Source organism: Flavisphingomonas formosensis (assembly GCF_009755815.1).
Taxonomy (GTDB): Bacteria; Pseudomonadota; Alphaproteobacteria; order Sphingomonadales; family Sphingomonadaceae; genus Flavisphingomonas; species Flavisphingomonas formosensis.
In genome coordinates, this window is the sequence record NZ_WRPK01000004.1 from 475,029 (window position 1) to 501,611 (window position 26,583).

25 protein-coding genes and 1 tRNA gene are annotated in these 26,583 nt (G+C 66.2%); 9 read left to right on the top strand and 17 right to left on the bottom strand.

The window, feature by feature from the left end:
• Positions 1-260 precede the first annotated feature (260 nt).
• Complete coding sequence (groL, locus tag GQY20_RS14350) at positions 261-1,847, top strand: chaperonin GroEL (RefSeq protein ID WP_157217782.1); 1,587 nt, start codon at positions 261-263, stop codon at positions 1,845-1,847.
• Positions 1,848-1,870: 23 nt separating this feature from the next.
• The gene (locus tag GQY20_RS14355; RefSeq protein WP_157217783.1) at positions 1,871-2,695 is read left to right on the top strand and encodes a transglutaminase-like domain-containing protein; all 825 of its coding nucleotides are present in this window, start codon (positions 1,871-1,873) and stop codon (positions 2,693-2,695) included.
• 15 nt (positions 2,696-2,710) lie between these two features.
• Here the strand turns inward: GQY20_RS14355 and greB are convergent, their stop codons facing one another.
• Together greB and GQY20_RS14365 are read right to left on the bottom strand one after the other, a co-directional pair.
• Positions 2,711-3,193, bottom strand: coding sequence for a transcription elongation factor GreB (gene greB, locus GQY20_RS14360; RefSeq protein WP_157217784.1), 483 nt, complete (start codon positions 3,191-3,193; stop codon positions 2,711-2,713).
• 9 nt (positions 3,194-3,202) lie between these two features.
• Positions 3,203-5,269, bottom strand: coding sequence for a lytic transglycosylase domain-containing protein (locus GQY20_RS14365; protein WP_198350967.1), 2,067 nt, complete (start codon positions 5,267-5,269; stop codon positions 3,203-3,205).
• A 46-nt stretch (positions 5,270-5,315) separates the two neighbouring features.
• On the opposite strand from GQY20_RS14365, the gene dapA reads away from it, so the two are divergent.
• Both dapA and smpB read left to right on the top strand, forming a co-directional pair.
• Positions 5,316-6,191 (top strand): 4-hydroxy-tetrahydrodipicolinate synthase, encoded by an 876-nt coding sequence (gene dapA / locus GQY20_RS14370; protein WP_157217785.1) that lies wholly within the window; start codon positions 5,316-5,318, stop codon positions 6,189-6,191.
• A 4-nt stretch (positions 6,192-6,195) separates the two neighbouring features.
• Complete coding sequence (gene smpB / locus GQY20_RS14375) at positions 6,196-6,678, top strand: SsrA-binding protein SmpB (protein WP_157217786.1); 483 nt, start codon at positions 6,196-6,198, stop codon at positions 6,676-6,678.
• A 69-nt stretch (positions 6,679-6,747) separates the two neighbouring features.
• On the opposite strand, the gene GQY20_RS14380 is transcribed toward smpB, so the two are convergent.
• The 6 genes from GQY20_RS14380 to GQY20_RS14405 form a co-directional block, all read right to left on the bottom strand.
• Entirely contained in the window at positions 6,748-7,782 is a 1,035-nt protein-coding gene (locus tag GQY20_RS14380; protein ID WP_198350956.1) for a nucleotidyltransferase family protein, read from the bottom strand.
• Positions 7,783-7,820: 38 nt separating this feature from the next.
• On the bottom strand, positions 7,821-8,849 hold the full coding sequence (locus GQY20_RS14385; RefSeq protein ID WP_157217788.1) for a hypothetical protein: 1,029 nt from the start codon (positions 8,847-8,849) through the stop codon (positions 7,821-7,823).
• An 88-nt stretch (positions 8,850-8,937) separates the two neighbouring features.
• Positions 8,938-9,129, bottom strand: a complete 192-nt coding sequence (locus GQY20_RS14390) for a hypothetical protein (RefSeq protein ID WP_157217789.1) — start codon at positions 9,127-9,129, stop codon at positions 8,938-8,940.
• Between the two features lie 113 nt (positions 9,130-9,242).
• Complete coding sequence (locus GQY20_RS14395; protein WP_157217790.1) at positions 9,243-9,932, bottom strand: alpha/beta fold hydrolase; 690 nt, start codon at positions 9,930-9,932, stop codon at positions 9,243-9,245.
• A 15-nt stretch (positions 9,933-9,947) separates the two neighbouring features.
• Positions 9,948-10,358, bottom strand: coding sequence for a DUF3775 domain-containing protein (locus GQY20_RS14400; RefSeq protein ID WP_157217791.1), 411 nt, complete (start codon positions 10,356-10,358; stop codon positions 9,948-9,950).
• Between the two features lie 108 nt (positions 10,359-10,466).
• A complete protein-coding gene (locus GQY20_RS14405) occupies positions 10,467-11,696 on the bottom strand; it encodes an NAD(P)/FAD-dependent oxidoreductase (protein ID WP_157217792.1) in 1,230 nt (409 codons plus the stop codon).
• Positions 11,697-12,249: 553 nt separating this feature from the next.
• Here GQY20_RS14405 and GQY20_RS14410 point away from each other — a divergent pair.
• Positions 12,250-12,747 carry an SGNH/GDSL hydrolase family protein gene (locus tag GQY20_RS14410; protein WP_157217793.1) on the top strand — a complete coding sequence of 166 codons (498 nt, stop codon included), beginning with the start codon at positions 12,250-12,252 and terminating at the stop codon, positions 12,745-12,747.
• A gap of 262 nt (positions 12,748-13,009) precedes the next feature.
• On the opposite strand, the gene GQY20_RS14415 is transcribed toward GQY20_RS14410, so the two are convergent.
• Positions 13,010-13,393, bottom strand: coding sequence for a hypothetical protein (locus GQY20_RS14415; protein WP_157217794.1), 384 nt, complete (start codon positions 13,391-13,393; stop codon positions 13,010-13,012).
• 286 nt (positions 13,394-13,679) lie between these two features.
• A tRNA-Met gene (locus GQY20_RS14420) sits at positions 13,680-13,756 on the bottom strand.
• Between the two features lie 320 nt (positions 13,757-14,076).
• Between GQY20_RS14420 and GQY20_RS14425 the strand changes: the two genes are divergently transcribed.
• The gene (locus tag GQY20_RS14425) at positions 14,077-14,358 is read left to right on the top strand and encodes a hypothetical protein (RefSeq protein ID WP_157217795.1); all 282 of its coding nucleotides are present in this window, start codon (positions 14,077-14,079) and stop codon (positions 14,356-14,358) included.
• Between the two features lie 159 nt (positions 14,359-14,517).
• Here GQY20_RS14425 and GQY20_RS14430 read toward each other — a convergent pair whose 3' ends face one another.
• On the bottom strand, positions 14,518-14,964 hold the full coding sequence (locus tag GQY20_RS14430) for an Lrp/AsnC family transcriptional regulator (protein ID WP_157217796.1): 447 nt from the start codon (positions 14,962-14,964) through the stop codon (positions 14,518-14,520).
• Between the two features lie 120 nt (positions 14,965-15,084).
• Between GQY20_RS14430 and alr the strand changes: the two genes are divergently transcribed.
• The 3 genes from alr to GQY20_RS14445 are packed head-to-tail and all read left to right on the top strand — an operon-like array spanning position 15,085 to position 17,857.
• Positions 15,085-16,227, top strand: a complete 1,143-nt coding sequence (gene alr, locus GQY20_RS14435) for an alanine racemase (RefSeq protein WP_157217797.1) — start codon at positions 15,085-15,087, stop codon at positions 16,225-16,227.
• Entirely contained in the window at positions 16,224-17,513 is a 1,290-nt protein-coding gene (locus GQY20_RS14440; RefSeq protein WP_157217798.1) for a D-amino acid dehydrogenase, read from the top strand. The genes alr and GQY20_RS14440 overlap by 4 nt, the downstream gene beginning before the upstream one ends.
• Complete coding sequence (locus GQY20_RS14445) at positions 17,510-17,857, top strand: RidA family protein (RefSeq protein WP_157217799.1); 348 nt, start codon at positions 17,510-17,512, stop codon at positions 17,855-17,857. Before GQY20_RS14440 ends, GQY20_RS14445 begins: the two co-directional genes overlap by 4 nt.
• 75 nt (positions 17,858-17,932) lie before the next feature.
• Here GQY20_RS14445 and GQY20_RS14450 read toward each other — a convergent pair whose 3' ends face one another.
• The 6 genes from GQY20_RS14450 to GQY20_RS14475 all read right to left on the bottom strand — a co-directional run bounded on the left by GQY20_RS14450 (position 17,933) and on the right by GQY20_RS14475 (position 26,547).
• The gene (locus GQY20_RS14450; RefSeq protein ID WP_157217800.1) at positions 17,933-18,496 is read right to left on the bottom strand and encodes a lipocalin family protein; all 564 of its coding nucleotides are present in this window, start codon (positions 18,494-18,496) and stop codon (positions 17,933-17,935) included.
• Positions 18,497-18,911: 415 nt separating this feature from the next.
• Positions 18,912-20,108, bottom strand: a complete 1,197-nt coding sequence (locus tag GQY20_RS14455) for a DUF2252 family protein (protein ID WP_269769740.1) — start codon at positions 20,106-20,108, stop codon at positions 18,912-18,914.
• 174 nt (positions 20,109-20,282) lie between these two features.
• Positions 20,283-20,720, bottom strand: a complete 438-nt coding sequence (locus GQY20_RS14460) for a hypothetical protein (RefSeq protein ID WP_157217802.1) — start codon at positions 20,718-20,720, stop codon at positions 20,283-20,285.
• The gene (locus tag GQY20_RS14465) at positions 20,717-22,183 is read right to left on the bottom strand and encodes an efflux transporter outer membrane subunit (protein WP_157217803.1); all 1,467 of its coding nucleotides are present in this window, start codon (positions 22,181-22,183) and stop codon (positions 20,717-20,719) included. Before GQY20_RS14465 ends, GQY20_RS14460 begins: the two co-directional genes overlap by 4 nt.
• Positions 22,176-23,327 (bottom strand): efflux RND transporter periplasmic adaptor subunit, encoded by a 1,152-nt coding sequence (locus GQY20_RS14470; protein ID WP_157217804.1) that lies wholly within the window; start codon positions 23,325-23,327, stop codon positions 22,176-22,178. Before GQY20_RS14470 ends, GQY20_RS14465 begins: the two co-directional genes overlap by 8 nt.
• Positions 23,320-26,547 (bottom strand): efflux RND transporter permease subunit, encoded by a 3,228-nt coding sequence (locus GQY20_RS14475; RefSeq protein ID WP_157217805.1) that lies wholly within the window; start codon positions 26,545-26,547, stop codon positions 23,320-23,322. Before GQY20_RS14475 ends, GQY20_RS14470 begins: the two co-directional genes overlap by 8 nt.
• Between the last annotated feature and the right edge of the window lie 36 nt (positions 26,548-26,583).

Sequence of the window (26,583 nt, forward strand, 5' to 3'; positions counted from 1 at the left end):
CGGGCGGGATGCCCGTCGGAAGCGGATGCCGGCAAGCGATCCCCGGCAAGGGGCCATCCGACGAACCGCCCCCCCATTGCCCCAATGACAATGAGCCGGAAGAACCCAGTGAGAATCCCGATCGCGGCACGGCGGGCAACACAAGCGTCGCCGGAACAGCACGGGTCGCGATACGCCGCTGAGCGCCGACGCATGGCGCCTCCTTCCCCATTCACACCCTTGCGCCCGCCGGTCAGCGGGCCTCAGAGAGGACTCCCCCATTGTCAGCCAAGGACGTCACATTCGGCCATGAAACTCGCGAAGCGATCGCGCGCGGGGTCGATATCCTCGCCAACGCCGTCAAGGTGACGCTCGGCCCGCGGGGGCGCAACGTCCTGATCGGCAAGAGCTTCGGCGCGCCACGGATCACGAAGGACGGGGTCACCGTCGCCAAGGAAATCGAACTTCCGGATCGTCTCGAGAATGTGGGCGCCCAGATGTTGCGCGAGGTTGCCTCGAAAACCCATGATCATGCCGGGGACGGCACGACCACGGCTACCGTGCTGGCGCAGATCATCATGCGGGAAGGCTTGAAATCGGTCGCTGCGGGGGCGAACCCGATGGACCTGAAGCGGGGCATCGACCTTGCCGTGTCCAGGGTGGTGGCCGAACTCAAGGCACGCGCCAAGCCGGTATCCGACAATCAGGAGATCGCGCAGGTCGGCATCGTCTCGGCCAATGGCGATGCGGTGATCGGCGGCAAGATCGCGGAGGCGATGGAGCGGGTCGGCAAAGACGGGGTCATCATCGTCGAGGAATCCAGCGGCGTCGATATCGCGCTCGACATCGTCGAGGGCATGCAGTTCGACAGCGGCTATCTGAGCCCCTATTTCGTCACCGACAGCGAAACGATGACCGTCGAACAGCAGGACCCGTACGTCCTTCTGCACGACAAGACGCTCTCCAACCTGCAACCCTTGCTGCCCATCCTCGAAGCGGTGGCGCAAAGTGCGCGTCCGCTCCTGATCATCGCTGAAAATATCGAGGGCGATGCGCTGGCTACGCTGGTGATCAACAAGCTGCGTGGCGGCCTCAACGTCGCCGCCGTGAAGGCGCCTGGCTTCGGCGATCGCCGCAAGGCGGCACTCGAGGATATCGCGATCCTGACCGGTGGCACGGTGATCTCGGCGGATCTCGGAATGAAGCTGGAAAGCGCCGGCATCGGCATGCTCGGCACGGCGCGGCGCATCTCGATCGACAAGGACGATACCACCATCGTCGACGGGGCTGGGTCCACCGATGCGATCCATGCGCGCGTCCAGGCGATTCATCTGCAGATCGAGGCGACCACCAGCGACTATGACCGCGAAAAGCTGCAGGAACGCGTGGCCACGCTGATGGGCGGCGTTGCGGTGATCAAGGTCGGCGGCACGACCGAGACCGAGGTGCGCGAGCGCAAGGATCGGCTGGACGACGCGCTCCATGCCACGCGGGCGGCGGTGGAAGAAGGGATATTGCCCGGAGGCGGGACCGCCTTGCTCTACGCTGGCAAGGTTCTGCGGGATCTCGCCGGACATAATGAGGATCAGACCCGCGGTATCGGCATCGTGCGCCGGGCCTTGCAGGAACCACTACGGCAGATTGCGCAGAATGCCGTGCATGATGGCGGAGTGATCGCCGGTCGCCTTGCCGAGCAGAATGACGAGAATCTGGGCTTCAACGCGCAGAGCGAGGCCTTCGAGAACCTGTTCCAGTCCGGCGTGATCGATCCTGCCAAGGTCGTCCGGACGGCGCTTCAGGATGCTGCCTCGATCGCGGGACTGCTGATTACGACCGAGGCTTCCGTGGTGACGTTCCGGGCATCGTGAATGCCCGCCCAGAAAGGAAACCGATGTTCATTCGCGCCGGTTACGACATAGCTTTCAGTGCGGAGCATGCCACGCCGATGCTCGCCTCGCTCAGCGTGCATCCGACCCGAAATCGCGATCTTCGCACCTCGCAACGGATCATGACGCAGCCCGATGTGCCGCTCTATGACTATGTCGACAGTTTCGGCAACATCTGCACGCGTTTCACGCTCCCGCCGGGCGCGATGACGATCTCCTGCGGCTTCGTCATCGAGGATCCGTTCGAACCGGATGTCGTCGCGCGTCATGCCCGGCAGATGACGATCGAGCAGCTTCCGGATGAGGTGATGCTGTATCTGCTCGGCAGCCGCTATTGCGAAACCGACCGCCTGACCGAGATCGCCTGGGTGCTGTTCGGCCAGGTGACGCCGGGCTGGCCGATGGTGCAGGAGATCATATCCTTCGTGCACGAGAGGATCACGTTCGATTACAGCGAGGCGCGGCCGACCAAGACCGCCTGGGATGCCTATCAGGAAAGGCGCGGCGTCTGCCGCGATTTCGCGCATCTTGCGATCGCGCTGTGCCGCTGCATGAACGTGCCGGCGCGTTACTGCACCGGCTATATGGGCGACATGGATCTGCCGGAGCCGGTTGGCGACATGGATTTCTCGGCCTGGTTCGAAGCCTATCTGGATGGCCGCTGGTATACGTTCGACGCCCGGCACAACCGTCCGCGCCGCGGCAGGATATTGATGGCACGCGGCCGCGACGCGACCGATGCCGCGCTCACGACGAGCTTTGGCCCGGCTACGCTGACGCGATTCGAAATATATACGGACGAATGCGAGGCGGGGGTGCTGCCGGCCTGAACCGGCGGGCTCCGGTCAATTCGGGTAGCTGATCGCGAGCACCTCATGCTCGCGCGGGCCGGCCGGAAGCATCACCCGCCGCACGTCGCCCACGGCGGCGCCCTTCAGCGCGAAAGCGAGCGGGGAACGCCAACTGATCCGTCCGGCTGAGGCATCCGCTTCGTCCTCGCCGACCAGCGTGACCGTGCGTTCGCGGTCGTCCTCGTCGACCAGGGTGACGGTGGCTCCGAAGAAGATGCGCGTGCGATCCTGCTGGCGGGCCGGATCCACGACTTGGGCGGCCTTCATCCGCTTCGACAGGAAATTGAGCTCGCGGTCGATCTCGCGCAGCCGCTTGCGGCCGTAGATATAGTCGCCATTCTCCGAGCGGTCGCCATTGCCCGCGGCCCAGGAGATGGTTTCGACGAGCTTCGGCCGCTCGACCGCGAAAAGCTCGTCATAACGGGCGCGCAGCCGCTGATAGCCTTGCGGCGTGATATAATTGGGTCTGTCGGACATGATGGGGTCTTAGCCGGGCGTGGACTTGCCGAGATAGGCGGAGAGGCGGTTGCGCTCCGGCATGCGGGCACGATCGGGATTCAACGCATCGTAGACCACGGCATTTTCCAGCACGCGCTGCACATAGTTGCGCGTCTCGGAGATGGGAATGGCTTCGATCCAGTTGATCACGTCGACGCCCGGCATGCGCGGATCGCCATTGGCGGCGAGCCATTTGCGGACATTGCCGGGGCCCGCATTATAGGCGGCGACCGCCAGCACGTGATTGCCGCCGAATTGATCGAGGATGTTGGCGAAGAAGGCCGAGCCGAGCATGACGTTGTAGCTCGTATCCTGGGTCAGCCGGTTATAATCATAGGGCATGCCGAGCTTGCCGGCGATCTCCTGCGCGGTGCGCGGCATCAGCTGCATCAGGCCGCGCGCGCCGGCATGGCTGACCGCAGCGCGATCGAACTGGCTTTCCTGACGCGATATGGCGTGGATCATCGTCCATTGCCGCTCCATCGCCGGCGGCACGGAGATTTCCGGGAAGCCCGAGCGCACATAGTCGCTGGACCCGTCGCGCATCGCGTTGCGGGCGATCATCACGCCGAGATCCGGCCGCCCGATCGACCGTGCCAACTCGGCGGCCAGGCGATGATCGGCGTCGCTGTCGGCATTGGCGGCGATCGCGCGGATGAAGGCGGTCTGATCCTCCCAATTGCCCATCTGCCCGAGCAGGCGGGCGGCGCGCACGATGCTGCTCGTCTCGAACGCGACGCGATCCGATTCGGAGATCATCACCTGCGCCGGCTCGACCGGTGGAGCGACCGGCTGGCCGAGCCGTTCGGCCGCGAGCTGGCCGTAAAATTGCTCTCCATGCGCGGCGGCCTTGGCATAATAGCCGTTGGCGTCGATCGGCCGGCCCGCGGCCTGGGCAGCGCGGCCCGCCCAATACCAGCCGCGTGCCTGCGTCTGCGGCGACTTGGCGGCACGCGCATAGCGATCGAACATTCCCACCGCATCGGCCGGGCGGCCGAGATGCTGGAGCGCCGCCATGCCGGCGAGCCAGACGAGGCTGGTATAATCGTCGCGTTCGCCGAGGGTGCGCAGGCGCACGTCGGTGCCCGGCGCAAAGGCGGTATCCGCCTGCGAGGCGATGCCCCAGGCGTAGGTCCATTGATTGTCGGCCGCCGCGCCGCGCGCGATCGTCAGCAGCGTCTCGAGCCATTTCTCGCCGTCGAACGGAAGCTGGTCGAGCGTCATGGGCTGCGACAGCCAGCTGCGCGCGGTGACTCCCTGGCCGCTGTCGCGCAGCCAGCGGGTGCGATCGGCGATCACGCCGGGATCGCGCAGCGCAGCGGGACCGAGCGCGCCGATCATGCCGGCTGCACCTGGCTGGCCGGCTTGTAGCGCGAGGCGCGCGGCGAAGAGCGGCTGGCGGATCGGCGAGGTCCGCGCGAGCTGGCGTTGCGCCGCGGCCGTCGCGCGATCCCAGAGCAGGCGTTCCATCCGCCTGTCCTGATCGTCCTGGGTGAAGCTGCTGCCGAATCGGCCGAGCAGGCGGCTCTCGTCGTCGGGCGACAGCGCGCCGCCGAGCCAGGCCTTGCGCGCGGCGGCCTGCGCATCGGCCATGCGGCCCATAGCCGACAGGGCCTCGGCATAGCGAGCGTTGCCGCTCTGGGTCAGCGGCGGGAAGCGCGCGAAGAAAGCGATGACCTCGCCCGGCGAATAGCTGTTCGGATCGATCCGCCGTTCCGCCGTCTTGCGCATCGCCGTCTCGCCCGGCCAGCCGGGATAAGAGAGGAGGAAACCGGCATAATCGGAGAAGGCGTAGGAATCGCTCTGGTGCAGCGACGTCCAGCGCGCAATGCCCTGGCGCACGCTGTCATTCTGCCAGGTGTCGGCTGCCTGTGCGGGCGCGCCGCCCAGGCCGGCGAGCCGAACCAGCGCACCTATCTGGCCCGGCGTGACGAGCATTGCGCCCAGCGCAAGCGGTATTGCGATGAGACTTCCGGCCAGCCCGCCACGGAGCAAGCTGGACAGAAGGCGGGACGTATCCCTATCAGGCGCTCGGCGATCCCCCCGGGGTTTCATCATATCATTATGCATCGTCGATCGCGCGGCGTGAAGGGAGTGTAGGATGTTCAGCGGTTCGATACCCGCTCTTGTGACGCCATTCCGCGACGGTTCGTTCGACGAGGCGGCGTTTCGCGCCTTCGTCGACTGGCAGATCGAGCAGGGCTCGTCGGCGCTCGTGCCGTGCGGAACGACCGGTGAAAGCGCGACCATGTCGATCGAGGAGCATAATCATGTCGTCGCGGTCTGCGTCGAGCAGGCGGCCGGCCGCGTGCCGGTGATCGCGGGATGCGGATCGAACGACACCAAGGTCGCGCTCGAGCATATGCAGCATGCCAAGGCGGCCGGCGCGAACGCCGGACTCGTCGTGCTGCCTTATTATAACCGGCCGAATCAGGACGGGCTGATCGCGCATTACACCCACCTCGCAAGCAACAGTGACTTGCCGATCATCATATATAATGTTCCTGCACGTACGGTGACCGACATCACGGTGGAGACGATGGGACAGCTGGCGAAGCTGCCGACCATTGTCGGCGTCAAGGATGCGAGCGGCAAGGTGGAGCGCGTCTCCGCGCAGCGCCTGGCCTGCGGCGCCGATTTTTGCCAGCTCTCCGGCAATGACGACATGGCGCTGGGCTTCATGGCGATGGGCGGCAGGGGCTGCATCTCGGTGACGGCGAACGTCGCGCCGAAGCTCTGCGCCGATTTCCAGGCGGCTTGCCTGGAGGGGCGGTGGAACGAGGCGCTGGCGCTGCAGGACAGGCTGTTCCCGCTGCATGCGGCGCTGTTCAGCGATGCGTCTCCGGGCCCCGTGAAATATGCGATGACGCGTGTCCGGCCGGATTTCCCGAGCGAGATCCGCCTGCCGATGACCTGGCCGAGCGAAGCGAGCCGCAAGGCGGTCGACGCCGCGCTCGCTCATGCGGGTCTGGTCTGACGCCATGGCCCGTCCGCGTCCTGCCTCCTTCGAGAAAGCGAAGACCGTCGCCGAGAACCGGCGCGCGCGCTTCGACTATTTCCTCGACGACATCTACGAGGCCGGGATCGCGCTGACCGGAACCGAGGTGAAATCGCTGCGCTTCGGCGAGGGATCGATCGCGGAGAGCTATGCCGAGGTGAAGGATCACGAGGTGTGGCTGGTCAACGCCAATATCCCCGAATTCAGCCATGGCAACCGCTTCAACCATGAGCCGAAGCGTCCCCGCAAGCTGCTGCTGCACGAGCGCGAGATCGAGCGGATGCGCAATGCGATCACCCGCGAAGGCATGACGCTGGTGCCGCTTTCCATCTATTTCAACGGGCGCGGCCGGGCGAAGGTGGAGCTGGCGGTGGCGCGCGGCAAGAAGCTGCACGACAAGCGCGATACCGCCAAGGCACGGGACTGGAAGCGCGAGCAGCAGCGATTGCTGCGCGATCGCGGCTGATTGTAGTCACTTCTTCTCCCCCCTCATGCTGAAACAGGCTCGGCATGATTCGGAAGATCGTTTTCCTGCCTATCGGTTTGCGAGCGAACGCAGATCGGACCAGCGCCGGCGCCACCAGCCGGGGCGCAGCACTTCCAACATGGTCGCCGGTTCCGCCAGGAAGCGATGATATCGCCGCGCTGCGCGGAACCGGATCCGCGCAGCAAGGCGATGGCGCGCATCGACCACGGCGAGCCGATAGCGATCGGGCAGCGCGGGGACTGGCCCTTCACCGATACTGACGCCGAGCAGGCTGTGGAGCTGGGCGCGGATGCCCGACCAGATGGAGCCGTGGCCATGGCGTTCCAGCCGCTCACCGATCGCCTGCCAGTCGGGCGGAACCGGCTGCCGTGCGAGGGCGGCGAGATCGAGCAGGGTGCGAAAGGAAAGGCGGGCGAGGGGGCCATTCTGATCGCCGAGTTCCGAATGGACGATGGCGTGGAGGGCAAGATGGGTGGCACTCGGAACGGCCGCGATCGCTCCGCCGCAATCGATGCTGCGCGCACCGTCGGCCATCTCTTCGGCGCCGAGCAGCGCGCGGAGGTGGATCATCACCGGCTGATGGTGCAGCTCGATCTCGCAGCCCGTCTCGCGGTTGAGCTGCGGCGTGGCGTGATGCGCGGTCGCGTGGCCGGGCACCGGTGCATAGCCGATCGCGGCAGTCGCGGCGACGCAGGCCTCGATCCAGGTGGCGGGGACGAGCAGATCGATGTCGCCGAGCACGCGCGCCGCCGGATCGGCGTGGATCCCGCCCATCAGCATCGCCGCGCCCTTGAGCAGCAGGGGTGTGGCGCCGCATCCGTTGATCGCGGCCGCGAGGCCCGGCATCGCTGCGCGAATCTGTGCGTTGCGCTCTCCATTCAGCGCCAGCAGCGCCTCGAAATAGGCGCGCACCTCGTCCGGCAGCCCGGCTTGCCCACGCAGTGCGCAGGCGAGCGCGGGCGTGGTGAGATGATCCCCGGAATGGCGGATCAGCGCTTCCCAGTCGAAATCCGGATGGGAAATAGCGGCCGGCGCCTCGCCGCCGAACAGCGGGCGCAGGCAGGCGGCGAGCAGCAGCCGCATCTCCCACGCATCGCGGGGACGCGGTTCCGCGGGACAGGTCACATGGGGCCGCTTTGCGTGCCGACCAGCGCCGCGGCATCCTCCAGCTGATCATAGACCAGCTGATGGCGGGGAGTGCGCAGGATCAGGCCGAGCAGACGATCGATCGCATCCTCGCGGAGCGGATATCCGATCCAGACGCGATCGTTGACCAGCCGTGCCAAGGTTTCGAGCGGCGTGATGGGGGTGAGGCGCGGCTCTGCTCCTGCCTCGTAGCGCGGAAAGAGGATCGCGCGCAGCGGCACCGGCGTGCTGCGCGGTCGCGCGGGCCGGAGCAGGCGCACCCGCTTGCCGCGCACGTCCTGCGATGCGGCGTCGTCCAACGCGGGATAGAAGCTTCGCAGGAGATTCCAGCTTCCCGGCTTGATGCTCATCGCCGCGGGCCAGGGCAGCAGATCGCCGTCCTGCGAAAGCGCGGCGAGATCGTCGCCGAGATAATCGAAGCCGTTTTGCGACAGATAGGCGATGAGCGTGCTCTTGCCGCTGCCCGAAGGCGCCGCGAAGACCAATCCCCGATCGCCAAGGGCGGCGGCGCTGGCGTGCAGCGTGGCGAGAAGGGGCGTGTCGGTGTGGAGCCGGGCGACTATGGCCTGGCTGATCGCGCCGATGGCGAGATCGGCGCTTTCCATCGCCAGCACGCATTCGCCATCGACGATCACGCTTGCTGCCGCGCCATCGCCACGGATGGCGATCTGAATGCTCGATCCGTCGATGGCAGCCGGGGCGGGAGGGAAGAGCTTCGTCAGCATCGCGGCCAGCGCGGCATCGTCGACGGCGAAATGGAGCGTCAGCCGATCGACCTGCGCGCTCCAGCATCGGGGCGGTGCTGCCGGTCGCGGCATGAGTCGTTCCGCAGCTGGCGGCTGTTCGGCCGCAGGCTCGATGAACGTCTCGATTGCATCGCGCAGATCCGCCGGCAACGCGGTCAGATCGCGCCACTGATCGCTGTCGACGATCTCGTCCGGACACAGGTCTGCGATCGTCCGGTCGAAGACGAGGAGTTGCTGGCTCGATGGGACGAGCACCACCAGCCCCCCGTCATAGGAACGAAAACGGCGGGATGCGGTCGGGCCCGCCGATGGGGCGCGTCCTTCTGCCGTCCGTCGCGCGAGAGTTTCAGGCAAGGCGCTTGGTGTCGGAGGAGTGCGTGTCTTCGGCAAAGCTTGCTGCGGGTGCCTTGGTCGCGGTCATCAGCCCGAGCAGGCCGACGCCGGTCACGGCGCCATAAGTGCCGAGCTTGCGCAGCGCCTCGCGGCGCGCGGTGTCGCACTGTTCTGCCGAAGATTTGGGCGTGTCGATATCAGCCATGTCCTATCCCCCCAATTCAGAGGCAAGAAACAAGCATTTGACGGCGGCTTTGTCCAGCAGGACGGCGTTGCGCGCAGTCCTACCAATACCGACACACGCGCGAGTGACGCCGATCAGTCGCGCAGCCAGTCCAGCAGCACGTCCGTGAGCGCATCCGGCGCCTCGACGGGGAGGAAATGGCCGGACCCTGCGACGATGCGGAGGGTGGCAAGCGGGATCTCCGAAGCCATTTCGCGGTGCACGTCGGCGCTCGACCAGCGATCCTCGTCACCGGTCGCGAGAAACACGGGGCAGGGCAGGCCGGAAAGCGCGGGGCGGCGGTCGGAACGGTGGATCAGGGCATTTTGCTGCGCAGCAAAGGCGTCCGGCGTGCAGCGGCGGAGCATCTCGGTGATGCCGTCCACCAGCCCCTCCGACGCAGCGCCGGCGGCACCCAGCATCGGCGGAAGCCACTCGGCCGCCACCGCCTCCATGCCTGCCTGGCGGGCCAGAGCTACCAGCCGCATCCGGCCTTCCGCCTCGCCCGGCGTCGGCGGCCCCATGCCGGAGTTCAGCAGGCCGAGTCGGGCCACCCGCCGGGGATCCTGCAGCGCGGCTTCCATCGCGACGCGCGCGCCCATCGAATGGCCGACGACGCAGAGCGGCCCATTGCCGATCGCCAGCACTCGTTCCGCCATCGCGGCCAGCGTGTCGCAGCCGTCGGTCCTGGCGATGGCCACGGGCGCGATGCGGCTGAGCGGTCCGATCTGGTGGCGCCACACCCAGCCATCGTTCATCAGCCCGGGCACGAGCACGATCAGCATCGCCGCTCCTTCGAATCAATCGATCTGGCCGACGCCTTCGCAGGAGAGATCGAACGCAGCAAGCCCGGCATCGAGACAGGCGGCCAGCAGCGGCATTTCGAGCAGCTGGTCCGTAGGGCTCTCTGCATCGGGATCGCTTGCGGCCTCCAGCGCATCGTCCCACTCGCTGGCGTCATAGGTGCCTCGGCCGACCCAGGCGAGCGCTAGCACCTCGGCGATCTGATCGTCGGCCAGATCCTCGAGCAGCGAAAGCACCTCGGCTTCGACAGCCTGATTATCCTCGTCGACGAGCACCGCATATGCGTCGTCCGCGTCGGCCACCTCCTCGTCGGTCTCGTCGGGATCGGTGGATGGCACCTGCGCCTCCAGTTCGCGGGCGCGAACGATGATGCGGCAAATAGTGTCGAGCGAAACCGAAAGCTCCATTGCGTGCCTCCGTGGTCCTTGATGCGAAGCAGGCCCTTCGGCCAGCCCCAGTTCCTCAGTCGTTCGATCCGGGAACGACAGGGCCGGCCTCCGGTTCCGCTCGAAGAATCACGCCGCGGCGAGGCTTTTCAGCGGAACCTCGGCGTTGGCGATCTGTTCGGCGGAAACAGCGATTCCGCCGAGCACGAGCGCGCGGCCCTGGACATAATCCTTTGTCGCATTGACGCAGTCCAGCGCGATGACCTTGCCCTGCTTCAGATAGACGATCGAGAAGCTGCGGCTGGCGATGTCGCCGCGCACCACGGCCTGGTCGTGCCCGGTGGAAAGGCCCACGGTCTGCAGGCGCAGATCATATTGGTTGGACCAGAACCAGGGCACGGAATGGTAGACGTCTTCGCCGCCGAGGATGTGCTTCACGGCGACATTCGCCTGATCATTGGCGTTCTGCACCGATTCGAGCCGGATGTGCGCACCGGCCGCGAAATCATTGTCGTGCGCCGCGCAATCGCCGACCGCATAGATGTCCGGCAGGCTGGTGCGGCAATAGCCGTCCACGTCGACGCCGTTGCCGCCCTGGGCGCCGGCCGCGAGCAGCGGCTCGACCGCGGGGATGATGCCAATGCCGACGATCACCATGTCGGCCGGCAGATGCTCGCCGTCCAACAGGTGCACGCCGGTCACATGACCGTCCTTGCCCTCGATCCAGTCGACGCCGATGCCGAGCCGTACGTCGACGCCATGGGCGCGGTGCTCGGCCTCGTAGAAGCGCGACAGCGGCTCGCCCGCGACGCGCGCGAGCACGCGGTCGAGCGCTTCCAGCACGGTGACCTTCTTGCCGAACTTGGCGAGCACGGCGGCAGCCTCGAGGCCGATATAGCCGCCGCCGATCACCACGACATTGGTGGTGGAGGCGAGCTCGTCCATCATCTTGTCGACATCGGCACGGGTGCGCACCGAATGCACGCCGGCAAGGTCGCTGCCGGCGCAAGAGATGCGCCGCGGGCTGCCGCCGGTCGCCCAGATCAGCTTGCCGTAGCCGATCGTGCTGCCGTCGGAGAGAGTCACGCTGTGCGCCGCGGGATCGACCGCGGTAACGCGCCGGTTCAGCAGCAGATCGACGTTGCGCTCTCCCCAGAAGGCGGCGGGACGGATCAGGATACGCTCGAACGGCTTCTCGCCGGAGAAATAATCCTTGGACAGCGGCGGACGCTCATAAGGCGGCTCCGGCTCGTCGCCGAGCAGCGCCACCGTTCCTTCGAACTTCTGCTGACGCAGCATGACGGCAGCCTGTGCGCCGGCATGTCCGGCCCCTACAATGAGCACGTCGTACCGATCCAATGATCCCTCCACCTGTTCTGGTCCGCGACTGCCCTAGAGCGGTTTTGGACGAAACGGAACCATAGGCGATTACCGGATGGCGCGATTTGGCTTTTGATCGAACGTCGGGATGCGAGCGCAATCATCATCGTCAGCGGCGGCCATGGCACCATGTTCAAACATAGTGGACCCGCCCAAGGCTAGTGGCCGAGCGATGCGCGCGAGGAGCGTTTCCGTGTCTTTTTGGCCATTCGTCGTCCATCGAAATGTCATCCTGCGTTCGCCAAGATCACATTTCTGCCGGATCTCTATCGAGTCCTCTTCGAATGCCTCCGCCGTCCGAACGCCAAGCCAAACGCGAATGTTCGCCGCACCACTTAGCAAGCCGTGGATCAGCGACGCACAGGCTGGAAGCTGATCAGAACTTTCGAGGGAAGCTGTGCGTCTTCCGCTAATTCGAAAGACACTGATTGGCGCCGCAGCCGCTCTCATCGCGATCTCCGCCTTCCTGTGGGTCCAGCATAAGCGCCACGCGACTGCGCACGCGACCAGCTACACAGCGAAACGAAGGGCGATGGTCCAACTCAACGCCGCGATCGCGCCACCCCAGAATTTCGTCGCTCTGGGCGACAGCATCGTCGAGTCAGTCTACCTGTCCGACGTCTGCGGCACCTCCTTCAACGCGGGCATCGGCGGCGGCAAGATCGGCGACGTGCAATTTCTTGCGGAAAGCATTCTGAAACGGCTACGCCCGCATATGATCCTGGTGGCGGTCGGAACGAACGACGTGTGGGCCGGCGCCGGGATCGCCGAGTTCCGGCAAAAATATAGCGAGCTGCTCAACCATCTGCCCGTGGCAAAGACGATGCTCATGGGCGTGCCGAACAGCGCTGCCGCGTCGGCAACCATTCGCGATCTGGCCGTTGCGCACAGCTTTACCTATGTCGCGCCCGTGACCGGGCCGGGCCTGACGGTCGACGATGGTGCCCACCTCAAATCGCTGGGCGCCATCGTCTTTAGAAACCGGATCGAGCGGGCTTGCAATCAACTATCGCAGCCGGCTTCGCCTTGATGGCCACTGCCTCGGTCGTCAGTGCGAAAGCCGGATGCCGCGATGCGAAGGGCAAGTTCGTGAAGTGCGGGTCGCCGGGCGCATAGTGACCTCAGCAGTCGTCGCCCGGGAGCCGTGGGTGGTGGTACATGTCGCCCTCGACGGACACGGCAAGAACGGCGGTCGGAAATTCGCCGCTGAACATATCTGCAATCGGGCGCTGCAGGGGCGACGCCGCCCGCATCTTCGTTCCAAAGGCTGGTCGGTAGCCGGAGCCGCGCGTCTATCCTCCGCAGCTCTGCGAAAGACGCTCGCCTGCCGCGCGCGCGATCGCGATCTGGGAGCGGACAGCGAAATCTACCGCAAAATCCTGCGTCGGCCCCTCGCTGATCATCAGCGTCGCACCCTTCGTTAGGGCACCGTTGATCGAGGAACTGGACCAGTCGATTTCGAAGTCATCCTTCGCCGTTTTCAGGTGAGAGGTGCAGCCGACCGTGGTCGCCTTGAGAACGGGGGTACGCCCGGCGAGCGCGAGGATCGTTGCGTGACCTGCCATCACCGCCGTGTCGAACTTGGCGGCGTCGGCCTTGGCTGTGGGAGGCGCAGCATCGGCCGGCATGGCTACCGCGAGCAGAACAACCGAAAGCCGGGCGAGTTGAACTCTCATGCTTGTCTCCAAACCGATGCTCGTTGCGGAAACGTATCATTGCGGTGAAGGCGCGGCAATCCGGCTGGCTTTGGCTATCGAAAAGCCGCCCTCAACGACGGCCAAGTCTACGCTCGGACGTGCGAATAATTGATGACGGAGTGAGCTTCGCGTCGGCCGAGCCGAGCCGATCGGTCGGATGCCTGGTGCGCGTCGTGAGACGGGCAGAGACACGGCAGGGGCCAGATAAGGTTAAAATCGCCCGGGAAATCAGGGGATATGCTGGGCACGTCTGGAAATGCGGTGGTGGTAGCGGAGGAGGGACTTGAACCCCCGACACGCGGATTATGATTCCGCTGCTCTAACCAGCTGAGCTACTCCGCCCCACGGGCAACAACGCGGTGGCGCGATGTGGAGCGGCCCTATAGAAACAGGCGTCGCGGCGGTCAACAGGCGTTGCGCATATCTGCGCATGAATCTCGCCGGCGTCCCGCTAGCCCTTGCTTCGGTCGACATTCCGGAAGGCAGGTGTCGTCCGGGCTTGCCGATGACGCAGGCGATCCTCCAATACGGAGGAAGATTGTTTACGGAAAGCGGAAGCGGATAGGGCGCTCCCGCTTTGGAACCTTAACTCCGCCATTCCATGTCACCAAATCGGTGGCAGTTCGCGTTGCCGCCTGACGAGACAGTCTTAGATTGGCGGCATGGCCCAAGCCCTTCGTCAGCCCACGCCGCGCGAACATTCTGCGCCATGGGAGCGTTTCCCGGATCTGTTCACGCTGGTGGCCGAGTTTGGCGTCGGCGCTTCCTCCGAGGCGCGCGTGGTGCTCCAGCGCACGGCTTGCGCGTTGATCGAGGAGCATGGGCGCAATGCCGCCGCCCATGTCGACCAGCGTCTCTCGGTTGCGATCGCGGCACGGGATTTCCAGGCCGCAATGTATTGGACCGCGGTGATGACCAGCGTGGAGCGGTGCCGCCAGGATTGACCGCGGGCCATGCGCGGTATCGGGACGAAGCGCCGTTCGCGCCCATGCGAAAAAAATCGCGACGGACACGGAACCCTTTCGCTGTCGAACCATTATGGTTGCACTTCCTCGAGCCGGCATGCCGTCCCCCTTTGGCATGTCGGTTCTTTTTTGCGCGGTTCAGGCGCGGCGATTGCTGCGCATCGCGAAGCTGGAGGTGATGCGCGACACGCCGGGCAGCCGCGACAATATGTCGCGGTGGAAGGTGCCATATTCCTCGATCCCGGCGATCTGGACATGGAGTATGTAATCGCCGGCGCCGGTCATCAGATACCATTGCTGGATTTCCGGATGCCTGCGCAGCGCATTTTCGAACCGGGCGAGAAATTCCTCGGTCTGCCGTTCCAATTCCACCTGCACGATCGCGATCGTTCCTTCCTCGGGAAGCGCGCCGGAGACGATCGCGGTGTAGCCGCGGATCACCCCGGTCTGTTCGAGCAGCTTGACCCGGCGAAGGCAGGCGGAAGGCGAGAGGCCGACCTCGGCCGCGAGCGCGCTGTTGGTGATGCGGGCGTTGAGCCGGAGTTGGCGGAGGATCCGACGGTCGGCCTCGTCGAGGGCTGCCATATATGATCTTTCGTCTGTTCGAATAATCTGCCGAAATGCTCTTATTAGAGCAGATTTGTGCGTCAATGTGGCGAAAAATTCGAAGGGATGTTGCTTATCCTCACCCGGGAGGTGGGGGACATGGCCAGATTCGCGTGCCCGAGCTATTCGAGCCAGCTGAGGATCGACCTGGGTGCATTGCGCGCCAACTACCGGGCGCTCGCCGATCATGCCGCGCCCGCCCTGTGTGGCGCGGTGGTGAAAGCCGATGCCTATGGCCTCGGCGCGGCCAAGGTGGCTGCGGCGCTGGCGCGCGAAGGTTGCCGGATCTTCTTCGTCGCGCAGCTCGGCGAGGCGTTCGACGTGCTCGATGCGGTCGGCATCGACAGCAGCATCTACATATTGAACGGCCTCGATCCTGGCGGCGAAGCGGCGTGCGCGGAATGGGGCTTCGTGCCGGTGCTCAATGGGCGCGGCCAGCTCGACCGCTGGCGTGCCTTCGCGCGGGCTGCCGGCAAGCCGTTGCGGGCAGCGCTGCAGATGGACAGCGGCATGTCCCGCCTCGGCCTCGATCTCGCCGCATTGGCCGATCTCGCGCAGGACCGGTCGTTTGGCGAAGAGATTTCCCTGTGTCTGCTGATGACCCATCTGGCCTGCGCGGATGAGCCGGATCGCGCGGCGAACGATGCGCAGCTGGCGCAATTCGGCGCCGCGCGGGCGCTGTTTCCAGATGTCCCGGCGTCGATCGCGAACAGCGGCGGTACCTTCCTGTCGCCGGATTTCCACTGCGACGTGGTGCGCGCCGGGATCGCGCTCTACGGGGCGCGGCCGGGACCGCAGGCACCGCCGCTGCGCCCTGTCGTCTCGCTCGATGCGCGGGTGATCCAGATCCGGGAGATCGGGGAAGGAACCGGCGTCGGCTACGGGCTCGACTATGTCGCGGACACGCGGCGCCGTCTTGCGACGATCGGCGTCGGCTATGCGGACGGCTGGCCGCGGAGCCTTGGCGGCAACGGCGCCGCCTGGTTAGACGGGCAGCGGCTGCCGATCGTCGGCCGGGTCTCGATGGACAGCCTTACCATCGATATTTCCGATCTACCGCCGACGGCGCTGGGCGAGGGCGATTTCGTGGAACTGCTCGGGCCGCACCAGTCGCTCGACGACGTGGCGCGCGATGCCGGCACCATTTCCTATGAAATTCTGACGCGTCTCGGGCGGCGCCATGCGCGCGTCCATGTCGAGGACCAGGCGGCGGAGATCGTCGCGGCGGGAGCACGGATATGAAGGTGGTCGTTCTCGGTGCCGGCGTGATCGGCGTGACGTCGGCTTATTATCTGGCCGAAGCCGGCCATGAGGTGACGGTGGTCGATCGACAGCCGGGGCCGGCGCTGGAGACGAGCTTCGGCAATGCCGGCGAGATTTCCCCCGGCTACGCCTCGCCCTGGGCGGCGCCCGGCGTTCCGCTGAAGGCGTTGCGCTGGCTGTTCATGGAGCATGCGCCACTGATCCTGCGGCCGAAGCCCGATATGGCGATGCTGCGCTGGCTCGCCGCGATGCTGCGCAACTGCACCGCCTCGCGCTACGCGCTCAACAAGAGCCGCATGGTCGGCCTCGCCGAGTTCAGCCGCGACGAGCTGGTCGCGCTGCGCCGCCGGCTCGGCATCCGGTATGACGAGCGTTCGCAGGGCACGCTGCAGCTCTTTCGCACGCAGAAGCAGCTCGATGCGAGCGCGAGCGACATTGCGGTGCTGCGTTCCTATGGCGTCGAGTATGAACTGCTCGATCGCGGCGGCTGCGTGGCCGCCGAGCCGGGCCTCGCAGCCGCGAAGGAGAAATTCGTCGGCGGCTTGCGCCTGCCCGGCGACGAGACAGGCGACTGCCGCCTCTTCACCACCGCGCTTGCCGAATGGCTCGCCGCGCGGGGCGTCAGCTTCCGTTATGGCACCGCGATCAACGCTCTGGTGGAGGAGGGGGGACGGATTACGGGCCTCAAGACGGATCACGGGCTGATCCGCGGCGACGCCTATCTGGTCGCGCTCGCCAGCTATTCGCCGGCGCTGCTGCGTCCGCTCGGCCTGCGCCTGCCGGTCTATCCGGTGAAAGGCTATTCGATCACCGTCCCGATTGAGGAGGAGTCGCGCGCGCCGGTTTCGACCTTGCTGGACGAAAGCTACAAGATCGCGATCACGCGGCTGGGCAACCGCATCCGGGTGGGCGGCATGGCCGAGATATCGGGCTTCGACCGGACATTGCCGGCGCGGCGCGAGGCGACTCTGCTGCACTGTCTGAGCGATCTCTTCCCCGGCGCGGCAAAGGCGGGCGAGACGAGCTTCTGGAGTGGCCTCAGGCCGATGACGCCGGACGGGCCGCCGATCGTCGGCGCGACGCCGATCGGCAATCTTTTCCTCAACACCGGCCATGGCACGCTCGGCTGGACGATGGCCTGCGGCTCCGGCCGGTTGATCGCGAGCATCGTCGGCGGCGCGGAGCCACCGATCGAGTCGACCGATCTCGGTATCAGCCGCTATGCGTCCCGGCCTTCGCCCCGAATCAAGGAGACTGTCAGATGACGATACAGAGACTGCATTCCAATTCCCGCATGAGCCAGGCCGTGATCCACAACGGCATCGTTTATCTGGCCGGCCAGATCGGCGCGCCGGGCGAAGATGTGACCACCCAGACCAAGGCGGTGCTCGATTCGATCGACGCGCTGCTCGCCGAGGCCGGCACGGATCGCTCGCGCCTGCTGCAGGCGACGATCTGGCTTGCCGACATGTCCGACTTCGCCGCGATGAACGCGGTGTGGGAGCCGTGGATCGGCGGCAACAACCCGCCGGCCCGCGCGACGGGTGAAGTGAAGCTGGCGACGCCGGACTATAAGGTCGAGATCATCGTTACGGCCGCGCTGGCCTGATCGCGCCATCCTGTCGGAACCGAGGGGCGCCGGTTGCGCCGCTCGGCTCCGGTGGCGTTGGTAGCGGCCGTGGCGTCACACCTGCTGCGTCAGCTTGAGGCGGGTCCGGTCATAGCCCAGCGCGTGGGCGCGATCGAGCAGCTCCACCACCAGTTCCGGCGCGGGCGTGGCCTCGCGGGCGAGCAGCCAGAGATAGCGTCCGCTCGGTTCCCCGACGATCGACCAGCGATAGTCGTCGTCATGATCGAGCACCCAATAGTCGCCGGTATAGAGTGGACCGAAGAAAGAGACCTTCAGCTTCGCGCGCGAGACGGTGTCGACCACGATGGCTCGCCCCCGCGACGTTCTCGGTGCGCCTTGCGGGCTTCCCTTGCGCCCGCCATTAATCACCTCGATCTTGCCGTCGGGCAGCAGCGCATAGTCGGCTGTCACCGCCTCCAGCCCTTTCTCGAAGCGATTTTCGTGCCGCGCAATCTCGAACCAGCGGCCGAGATAGCGATCCAGCGAGACCGTCCTGGCCGGTTCCGGCACGGCCGGGTTGATCACGTCCGGCCGGGTGCGGCGCAAATAGAGGCCAGCGCCAGCGACGCCCAGGACGGCTGCGGCGGACGCGAACTGAACGAGCCGGGTGCGCTTCATCGATACTCCTTCACAACGAGGATATTGGAGAGGTCATCGCCGGCTTTTGCGCAAGGGATGGCTCAGGGGCAAGCCGATTGGGGAGATCGGCGGAGACGAATGGAAATTTCGGCGCGGCCGATCGTTGATCCTTATCGATAGTCTTCGACGGAGATAGCATGCGCTCGATACTTCTTTATGCGATCGGTATTCCTATTCCGATCATTCTTCTGCTTGCTATGTGCACCCATCATTTCTGAGAGGGAGGAGCGTAGTCATCCTAACGCTCGGATGGGGACGTCCTTTCCCCTCTGGATTTGCGTATTCCAAAGCTTCAACGCTGCGTAAGAACAGTGCGAGCGCGCTGCGTTGCATGCGAACGGGCCTGCCAAACGGCGCCTGAACCGATAGTGAAGCTCGCAGGCCGCGATTTTTCCTAATCTTCGGTCGCGGTGAGTGCGAAGCGCCGACAATGATCGAGATAGCCAGCCTCATGTGCGCCGGCCAGTTCGACGATGCTCCTCCAGAGCCAGGAAGGCGCATCGAGATTGCCGTCGCGCCGCCCGATGAGCTGTTTCCGCCATTCGGATCGCTCGTCCAGCGACAATTGGCGCGCGTGGGCGAGGCCGACGACATAAGCGAGATAGGCCGCAGAGGCGACCGCTTGCTTTCTTGAAAATTGCTCGACTTCGATCTTGAGATCCTGAGGCGCCAGCTCACGGAGCACGACCGGGCGTGACAGGAGATGGGCGGGGATCATGCGTTCCCCCAGATTGGGCGAAAGGGCGCGTGCGCCGGTCACCACACGCTCGGCTGCATCCTCGGGTATGACGGCGGTCGGTGCCGTAGGCACGACGGGCGGGACTGCCTCCTTGATGTCGACGAGTGCGAGCCGATCATGTTTCGCGCCCTTTTCGGCTACGCCAAGCAGCACGGCATAACGCAGCTTGCCGAGCGAACTGCAGCCTTTCCGCCAATAGGCCGCGTCGACGACGCGGATGCGTCCGTTCGGTCCGAGGCCGGCCAGTTCCAAGGACCGGTCGCGAACGGCGTCCTCAGCGAACAACGCCCGCAGCGCATCCCATTCCGTATCGGTCAGCTTCCAGAAACGTTTGCCGAGCGGGATGCTCGGTTCGACATCCTCGATCCTTTCCTTGGCGAGGTGACGCCAGCGGCGGCCGGCGGCGAGACGGCGGACGGAGCGGACGACGTCGGGCTCCATCACATTGTCGCCATCGGGCACCAGCGCCCGCGCATAACCCTCGATCATCGCCTCGACCATCCGGGCGGTGGTGACGCCCGGCAGATCGGAACTGCGCGCCGCGGTTTCGAGCGACAAGCCCAGGCGAATGAGATCATGGGCCGGATTGCCGATCACGGTCTGATCGAGATCGCGAATCTGTATGTCGATCCGCCGCTCCGCGTCCGCCAGCGGGCCGAGATTGCCGAGGTGGCAATCGCCGCATATCCATATTGGCGGCCCTTGGGGTATCTCCCGCGCGACCGGCGAGCGCTCCAACCATTCATAGAATTTGGCGGTGTTGCCCCGGACATAGGCGTGCACCGACCGCGCCATCTTGAGAGCGCGGGTGCGCTCCAGAATGCTGCGTCTTTCGTCATGCGATATGTTCAAAGGGCGGGCCTCGCCGGGCCGACGGAACGCACATGCATGGTACATCCTTTCCGTCGCAGCGAAGCCGTGACGGTGGCGCAATGTTCCATGAACTCTTTGTCACCCGCCCGCTTCGGCACATGCACCGCCTCGGGCTGAGATCGATGCCCAGACGTGCGTTGGTCCGGCGGCGTTTCAGTGGCGCTGCCAGGCGCGGTCCACGGAGACGGCGTCGACCCGGTCGCCGTCGAAGCCGAGACCGACCTTCCAAACGACGTCGTCGGAAAACTCGTCGACCGTTTCGAGATCGTGATAGCTGCAGGTTTCGGTGCCGGCATCCAGCGCCGAGCAGCGCGCGCCGGCACGAACCAGAGCGGCCTCCGCCATGGCACGCGGCGTGCCGGCGGGAACCGCTGCACGGATTGCGGCCGCGGCCGGCGCGAGCTGATCGGCGGGTGTATGGTGCACGTCGCCGAACACCGGGTTACTGCTCAGCAGCGGATCGCGCGGCTGCTCGAATTCGAGGTGCCGGAAGGTGAGAGCGCCGGCCGCACTGCCGTCGGCGAGGGCCGGGGAGGCGGCTGCCGAAATCGCCAGCAGGGCGCCTGCGAGAAGCATCTGAGCGGGCATCATGAGCCTTGTCCTTTCGTGGGGATGGTCGCGGTTTCGCGCAGGGGAGATCGGGCGGGGGCCTGCCAGCCGCCGCCGATCGCGCGGATCAGGCCGATGCTGGCCTGCAGGCGCTGGGTGCGCAGCTGGATGGCCTGGCGGCGCGTACGCAGCGCCGTCGTCTGGGCGGTGACGACGTCGAGATAGCTGACGGCGCCCTTGTCGTAGCGGTTGGTGGAAAGGGCTTCGGCGAGGCCGGCTTGCCGGACCGCACGATCCTCGGCCTCCGCCTCGATGCCGAGATGATACAGGCGGGCGAGATTGTCCTCCACTTCCTGGAACGCCTGGAGCACGCCGCTGCGATAATCTGCGGTCGCCTGGTCCCACCGTGCCCGAGCCGCGGCGAGCTGGGCCCGGCGGCGGCCGCCATCGAACAGGGTCAGCACGGCGCTCGGCCCGATCGACCAGAAGGCGTTGGGCGCGGAGAGCAGGCCCGGCAGGCCGGTATTCTGGAAGCCGCCGATCCCATCGAGCGTGATCGAAGGAAAGAAGGCAGCCTTGGCGACACCGATGCGGGCATTGGCCGCGGCCATGCGCCGTTCGGCGGCGGCCACGTCCGGCCGGCGCTGGAGCAGGGCGGAAGGAAGGATCATCGGCACGTCCGGCAGGGTGAGCTGGACCGAGTCCGGCGGCAGGGTGAACTGGGAGGCGGGCGTGCCGACGAGGCTGGCGATCGCATGCTCGGTGAGCGCGCGAGAGGCATGCACGTCCGCAAGCTGCGCCTGCGCCTCGGCGAGCTGCGCGCCAGCGCGGCCGGTATCGATCTCGGAGGCGATGCCGCCCCGGAAACGCCGTTCGGTCATCGCATCGGCCTGATCATAGGCCGCGACCGTGCGGGCCAGCATGTCGGCCTCGAGATCATAACCCCGGAGCGCGACATAGGCATCGGCCAGCCGAGCCTGCAGGCTGAGGCGCACCCCGGCGAGATCGTCGGCGCTGGCCTCTGCGTCGGCACGGCCGGCGGCCACGCTGTTGCGCACGCGGCCCCACAGGTCGAGCTCGTAGCTCGCCATGCCGCCGACCGTATCGGCGGGATAGAGGTCCGGCTGGTTGGCGCCGCGCAGCGGGCGATTGTCCGACTGGCGGTTGCGGGTGACGTCCCCGGACACGCCGATCTGGGGGAAGAGACCACTGCGGGCCTGCGCCAAATAGGCGCGCGCCTCGTCATAGCGGCCGAGCGCGCCGGCCAGGGTGGGATTGTCCTTGCCCAGCCGCTCCTCAAGCGCGGCGAGCGTCGGATCGCCGAACGCGTTCCACCAGTCCACCGACGGGCCTGTTCCCGGAGCCGCCGGTTGCCAGGGGCCGGCTTCCTTGAACGCGGCGGGCGCCGCCGCGACCGGCGGCCGGTAGGGTGGCGCCATCGAACAGCCCGCAAGCGCAGTGGCCATCGCGGCAAGGCTGCCGAATGTCCGCCTTCGGTCAGCCATTTTGGCGCCCGATGGTGACCGGCGTTCCATTGCCGATCGAATCCGGTGGATTGTCGATGATGCGTTCGGCCGGGCGGAGGCCGGCAGTGACCTCGACCGTGCCGCCAAGATCGCGGCCGAGATGGATCGGCCGCATGCGCACGCGATTGTCGGGGCCGACCATGGCGACCTCGGTGCCGTCGGCGCGGAAGACGAGCGCGCTCGACGGGATCTGCACCAGCCCGGCCTGGCCTGGCACGTCGAACGCGACCTGGCCGTAGCCGCCGGGCTTGAGCAGCCCGTCCCGATTATCGGCAACGAGCTGTACCTGCTGTGTGCCGGTCTGGCTGTTGATCGCGCCGGCCGCGCCGATCACGGTGGCCTCGATCCTGCGGTCCGGATAGTCGGGCACTGTCAGCGTCGCGGCGAGCCCAGGCCACATCGCCGCCGAATAGATTTGCGGCACGCTGACATAGAGGCGGATGCGGTGCACGTCCGCGACGGTGAACAGCGCCTGCTGGCCGCTGCTACCGGGTCCGACGAGATCGCCGATATCGGCGTTGCGCTGGGTGACGATGCCGGCGAATGGCGCGCGCAGCGTGGCGAACTGCTTCAGTGCCAGCAGCCGTTGGAGATTGGCCTCGGCCGCCTGCACCGCTGCGTTCTTGACCGCCAGGTCGCCGTTCTTCTCGTCCGCCTCCTGGTGCGAGACGGAATTGCTGGAGAGCAGGTCGTTCCAGCGGGCCGCAGTGCTGCGGGCGAGGCCGGCATTGGCACGCGTGCTCGAAAGGTCGGCGCGCGCCTGGGCGATCTGCTGGTCGAGCTCGGGCGTGTCGATCGTGCCGAGCGGCGTACCGTCGCCGACCGGATTGCCGATGTCGTGGTACCAGGCCTTCACATAGCCGTTGACCCGCGCATAGATTTTCGCGGCGTTCCACGCCTCCATCGTTCCGGGTAGCACCAGCGCGCTGGATGCGGCGGCTGGCTTGGCCGCGACGAGCTGCACCGTGGCCGTGGCGCGCGCGTCGGACCAGTGCTGGGCCTCGCTGGCGTCGCTCGCGCGGGTGGCGAGGCCAGCCGCGACAATGGCGACGGCGAGGATGCCGCCGCCGATAGCTGCGGTCTTCAGATGCTTGGGGGCGGCGGGCGGCGTGCCGTCAGGCATAGGCCGGCTCTCCTTCACGGGGCTGGGCGGGGGGTGCGTCGAAGACGCGCCGGTCCTTGCGGTGGGCGATGCTGAAGACGACCGGCACGAAGATCAGCGTGGCGATGGTCGCGAAGAGAAGGCCACCGATCACGGCGCGGCCGAGCGGGGCATTCTGCTCGCCGCCCTCGCCGAGGCCGAGCGCCATCGGCGCCATGCCGATGATCATGGCGAGCGCGGTCATCAGCACCGGACGGAAGCGGGTCGCCCCGGCCTCGGCGGCGGCGCGGATCGCATCGCCGGTCATCGCCAGCCTTTCGCGGGCGAAGCTGACCACCAGCACCGAGTTCGCCGTCGCCACGCCCATGCACATGATCGCGCCGGTGAGCGCCGGTACGGAGAGCGGCGTATGGGTGGTGAACAATATCCAGACGATGCCGGCGAGCGCCGCGGGCAGCGCCGAGACGATCACGGCCGGATCTGTCCAGGACTGGAAGTTGACGACGATCAGCAGGTAGATCAGCACGATCGCGCCGGCGAGGCCGAGGATGAGGCCGGTGAAGGCGGTGTTCATCGTCTCCACCTGGCCGCGGATCGCGATCGTCGCGCCCTTCGGCCGCTGCGCCTCCATCGATTTGACGATGGCCTGGATGTCGCCCGCGACTGCGCCGAGATCGCGGCCCTGGGTGGTCGCGTAGATGTCGTAGGCGGGCTGGACGGCATAGTGGGAGACCACCGCAGGAGAGGGCTGCCGGTGCATGGTGCCGAGGGCGCCGAGGATCTGGAAATCGCCGCGGCCGCTGCCGGTGACCGGGATGTTGTCGATCTGCGAGAGTGAATCGAGCCGGTATTGCGGCGTCTGCACGACGATCGGGTAGGAGACGCCGTTCTTCGGATTGAGCCAGAAGGCCGGGGCGACCTGGAAGCTGCCGGCAAGATTGACCGATAGGCTCTTGGTCACGTCATTCTCGGTGATCCCCAGCCGGTCGGCCTGGCTGCGATCCACGTCGAAGGCCAGCTCGGGATAGTCGTTGGCCTGCTGCAAACGCACGTCGGCAATGCCGGCGACATGGTTCATCCGCGCCATCAGCGCATGGGTGAAGCGCTCATTGGCGGCGACGTCCGGGCCGGTGACCTGCACGTCGATCGGAGCGGGTGCGCCGAAGTTCAGGATCTGGCTGATGATGTCAGACGGCAGGAAGGAGAAGGTCGAGCCGGGAAAAACGGTGGGCAGCAGCTTGCGCAGGGTTTTTACATAGCCTGCCGTCGGTGCGTGACCCTCGCCGAGCGTGATCAATATGTCGCCGTCCTGCGGGCCGACCCCGCCGGTATTGGAGTAGGCGCGGTTGATGCCGCTGACCGGCAGGCCGATATTGTCGACGATCGAGACCAGCTCCTTCTGCGGGATGGTCGCGCGGATGCGGGATTCGATGCGATCGAACAGCGCCGCCGTCTCCTCGATGCGGGTGCCGACGGGCGCGCGGACATGGAGGCTGATCTGCCCCGCATCGACCGACGGGAAGAAATTGCGGCCGAGCATCGGAATGAGCGCGAACGACAGGAGGACGAACGCCAGGAAGCAGGGCACGAAGCGGCGGCGGTGGGCGAGCGCATAATCGAGCAGAGCCACATAATATCCGCGCACCTGCTCGAAGCGCCGCTCGAACCGCTGCTGGAAGCGGCGGAACGGGTTCTGCGTCTCGGGCCGGCCGGCGCCGGCATCGTGCGAGACCATGATCTCGGCGGTATGCGCGGAGCCGTGATCGCGGAGCAGGTAATTGCCCATCGTCGGCACCAGCGTGCGCGAGAGGACGAAGGAGGCGATCATCGCGAATACCACCGCCTTGGCCATCGGCGCGAACAGGAAGCCGGCGACGCCGGGCAGGAAGAACATCGGCACGAAGGCGATGCAGATGCAGAGCAGCGAGACGAAGGCGGGCCCGACGATCTGCTGCGCGCCGTCGAGGATCGCCTGGCGCACGGACTTGCCCTGCTCCAGATGCCAGTTGATGTTCTCGATCGTCACCGTCGCATCGTCGACGAGGATGCCGACGGCGAGCGCAAGGCCGCCGAGCGTCATGATGTTCAAGGTCTCGCCGTCCGCGGCCAGCGCAGCGACGGCGGCCAGGATGGCGAGCGGGATCGAGGCCGCGATGATCACGGTGGAGCGCCAGGATCCGAGGAACATCAGAATCATGAGTGAGGTGAGCGCGGCCGCGATCACGCCTTCGCGCACTACGCCGGACACGGCCGCCTTCACGAACAGCGACTGATCGGAGAGGGCGGCGACGTCGAGCCCGGCGGGCAGTGTCTCGCGTAGCTTGGGCAGCAGCGCCTTCACTTGTTCCACGATCGCGATGGTGGATGCCGATCCGCTCTTCAGGATGGTCATCAGCACTGCGCGACGGCCATCGACCCGGACTTCGTTGCGCTGCGGCGGCGAGCCGTCATGAACATGCGCGACGTCGCGCATCTCGATCGTGGTTCCGTCCACAGTCCTGATCGGCAGGCGATTGAGATCGTCGATCACGAAGGGACTGTTGTTGAGATGGAGATTATATTCGAACTGGCCGATCTTGGCGGTGCCGGCCGGCACGATCTGGTTCTGCGCGGCCAGCGCGGTGCCGACGTCGGCGGCGGACAGGCGGTGCGCCTGCAGCGCGTCCGGATCGAGATCGATCTGGATCTGCCGCTCGCGGCCGCCATAGGGCGAAGGGATCGCGGCGCCCTGCACCGAAGCCAGCGCCGGGCGGATGAAATTCTGCCCGAGATCGAAGATCTTCTGCTCGGTCAGCGTCCGCGAGGACAAAGCGAGCTGGAGGATAGGCACGGTCGAGGCGTTGTAGTTCAGGATCAGCGGCGGGGTGATGCCCGGCGGCATCTGCTTCAGCACGGTCTGCGATGCGGAGGTCACCTGCGCGGTCGCGGTGCGGATGTCGACGCCCGGCCGGAAGAAGATCTTCACGATGCCGATGCCGTTCAGCGACTGGCTTTCGATATGGTCGATGTCGTTGACCGTCGTCGAGAGCTGGCGCTCATAATAATAGACGACGCGTCCGGCCATATCCTCGGGCGGCAATCCACGATAGGTCCAGACCGCTGCGATCACGGGGATCTTGATGTCCGGAAAAATGTCGGTCGCCGTCGTCATCCAGGCGATAGAGCCCGAGAGAAGGATGAGTATCGCGAGAACGACGAAAGTATAAGGCTTGCTCAGGGCAAGCTTAACCAGATGGAGCATTACGACCCGCTCAAATCGCTGGGGTGTCGACGGTCA

Excerpts from the sequence above, each read along its gene's own strand:
- dapA (WP_157217785.1), top strand. The coding sequence starts at position 5,316 with ATGTTCAGCGGTTCGATACCCGCTCTTGTGACGCCATTCCGCGACGGT.
- GQY20_RS14450 (WP_157217800.1), bottom strand. The coding sequence starts at position 18,496 with ATGAAGCGCACCCGGCTCGTTCAGTTCGCGTCCGCCGCAGCCGTCCTG.
- GQY20_RS14355 (WP_157217783.1), top strand. The coding sequence starts at position 1,871 with ATGTTCATTCGCGCCGGTTACGACATAGCTTTCAGTGCGGAGCATGCC.
- alr (WP_157217797.1), top strand. The coding sequence starts at position 15,085 with ATGGCCAGATTCGCGTGCCCGAGCTATTCGAGCCAGCTGAGGATCGAC.
- GQY20_RS14430 (WP_157217796.1), bottom strand. The coding sequence starts at position 14,964 with ATGGCAGCCCTCGACGAGGCCGACCGTCGGATCCTCCGCCAACTCCGG.
- GQY20_RS14425 (WP_157217795.1), top strand. The coding sequence starts at position 14,077 with ATGGCCCAAGCCCTTCGTCAGCCCACGCCGCGCGAACATTCTGCGCCA.
- smpB (WP_157217786.1), top strand. The coding sequence starts at position 6,196 with ATGGCCCGTCCGCGTCCTGCCTCCTTCGAGAAAGCGAAGACCGTCGCC.
- GQY20_RS14460 (WP_157217802.1), bottom strand. The coding sequence starts at position 20,720 with ATGATGCCCGCTCAGATGCTTCTCGCAGGCGCCCTGCTGGCGATTTCG.
- GQY20_RS14470 (WP_157217804.1), bottom strand. The coding sequence starts at position 23,327 with ATGCCTGACGGCACGCCGCCCGCCGCCCCCAAGCATCTGAAGACCGCA.
- GQY20_RS14445 (WP_157217799.1), top strand. The coding sequence starts at position 17,510 with ATGACGATACAGAGACTGCATTCCAATTCCCGCATGAGCCAGGCCGTG.
- GQY20_RS14475 (WP_157217805.1), bottom strand. The coding sequence starts at position 26,547 with ATGCTCCATCTGGTTAAGCTTGCCCTGAGCAAGCCTTATACTTTCGTC.
- GQY20_RS14365 (WP_198350967.1), bottom strand. The coding sequence starts at position 5,269 with ATGAAACCCCGGGGGGATCGCCGAGCGCCTGATAGGGATACGTCCCGC.
- GQY20_RS14465 (WP_157217803.1), bottom strand. The coding sequence starts at position 22,183 with ATGGCTGACCGAAGGCGGACATTCGGCAGCCTTGCCGCGATGGCCACT.
- greB (WP_157217784.1), bottom strand. The coding sequence starts at position 3,193 with ATGTCCGACAGACCCAATTATATCACGCCGCAAGGCTATCAGCGGCTG.
- GQY20_RS14410 (WP_157217793.1), top strand. The coding sequence starts at position 12,250 with ATGGTCCAACTCAACGCCGCGATCGCGCCACCCCAGAATTTCGTCGCT.
- GQY20_RS14415 (WP_157217794.1), bottom strand. The coding sequence starts at position 13,393 with ATGAGAGTTCAACTCGCCCGGCTTTCGGTTGTTCTGCTCGCGGTAGCC.
- GQY20_RS14400 (WP_157217791.1), bottom strand. The coding sequence starts at position 10,358 with ATGGAGCTTTCGGTTTCGCTCGACACTATTTGCCGCATCATCGTTCGC.
- GQY20_RS14440 (WP_157217798.1), top strand. The coding sequence starts at position 16,224 with ATGAAGGTGGTCGTTCTCGGTGCCGGCGTGATCGGCGTGACGTCGGCT.
- GQY20_RS14390 (WP_157217789.1), bottom strand. The coding sequence starts at position 9,129 with ATGGCTGATATCGACACGCCCAAATCTTCGGCAGAACAGTGCGACACC.
- GQY20_RS14395 (WP_157217790.1), bottom strand. The coding sequence starts at position 9,932 with ATGCTGATCGTGCTCGTGCCCGGGCTGATGAACGATGGCTGGGTGTGG.
- GQY20_RS14380 (WP_198350956.1), bottom strand. The coding sequence starts at position 7,782 with ATGCGGCTGCTGCTCGCCGCCTGCCTGCGCCCGCTGTTCGGCGGCGAG.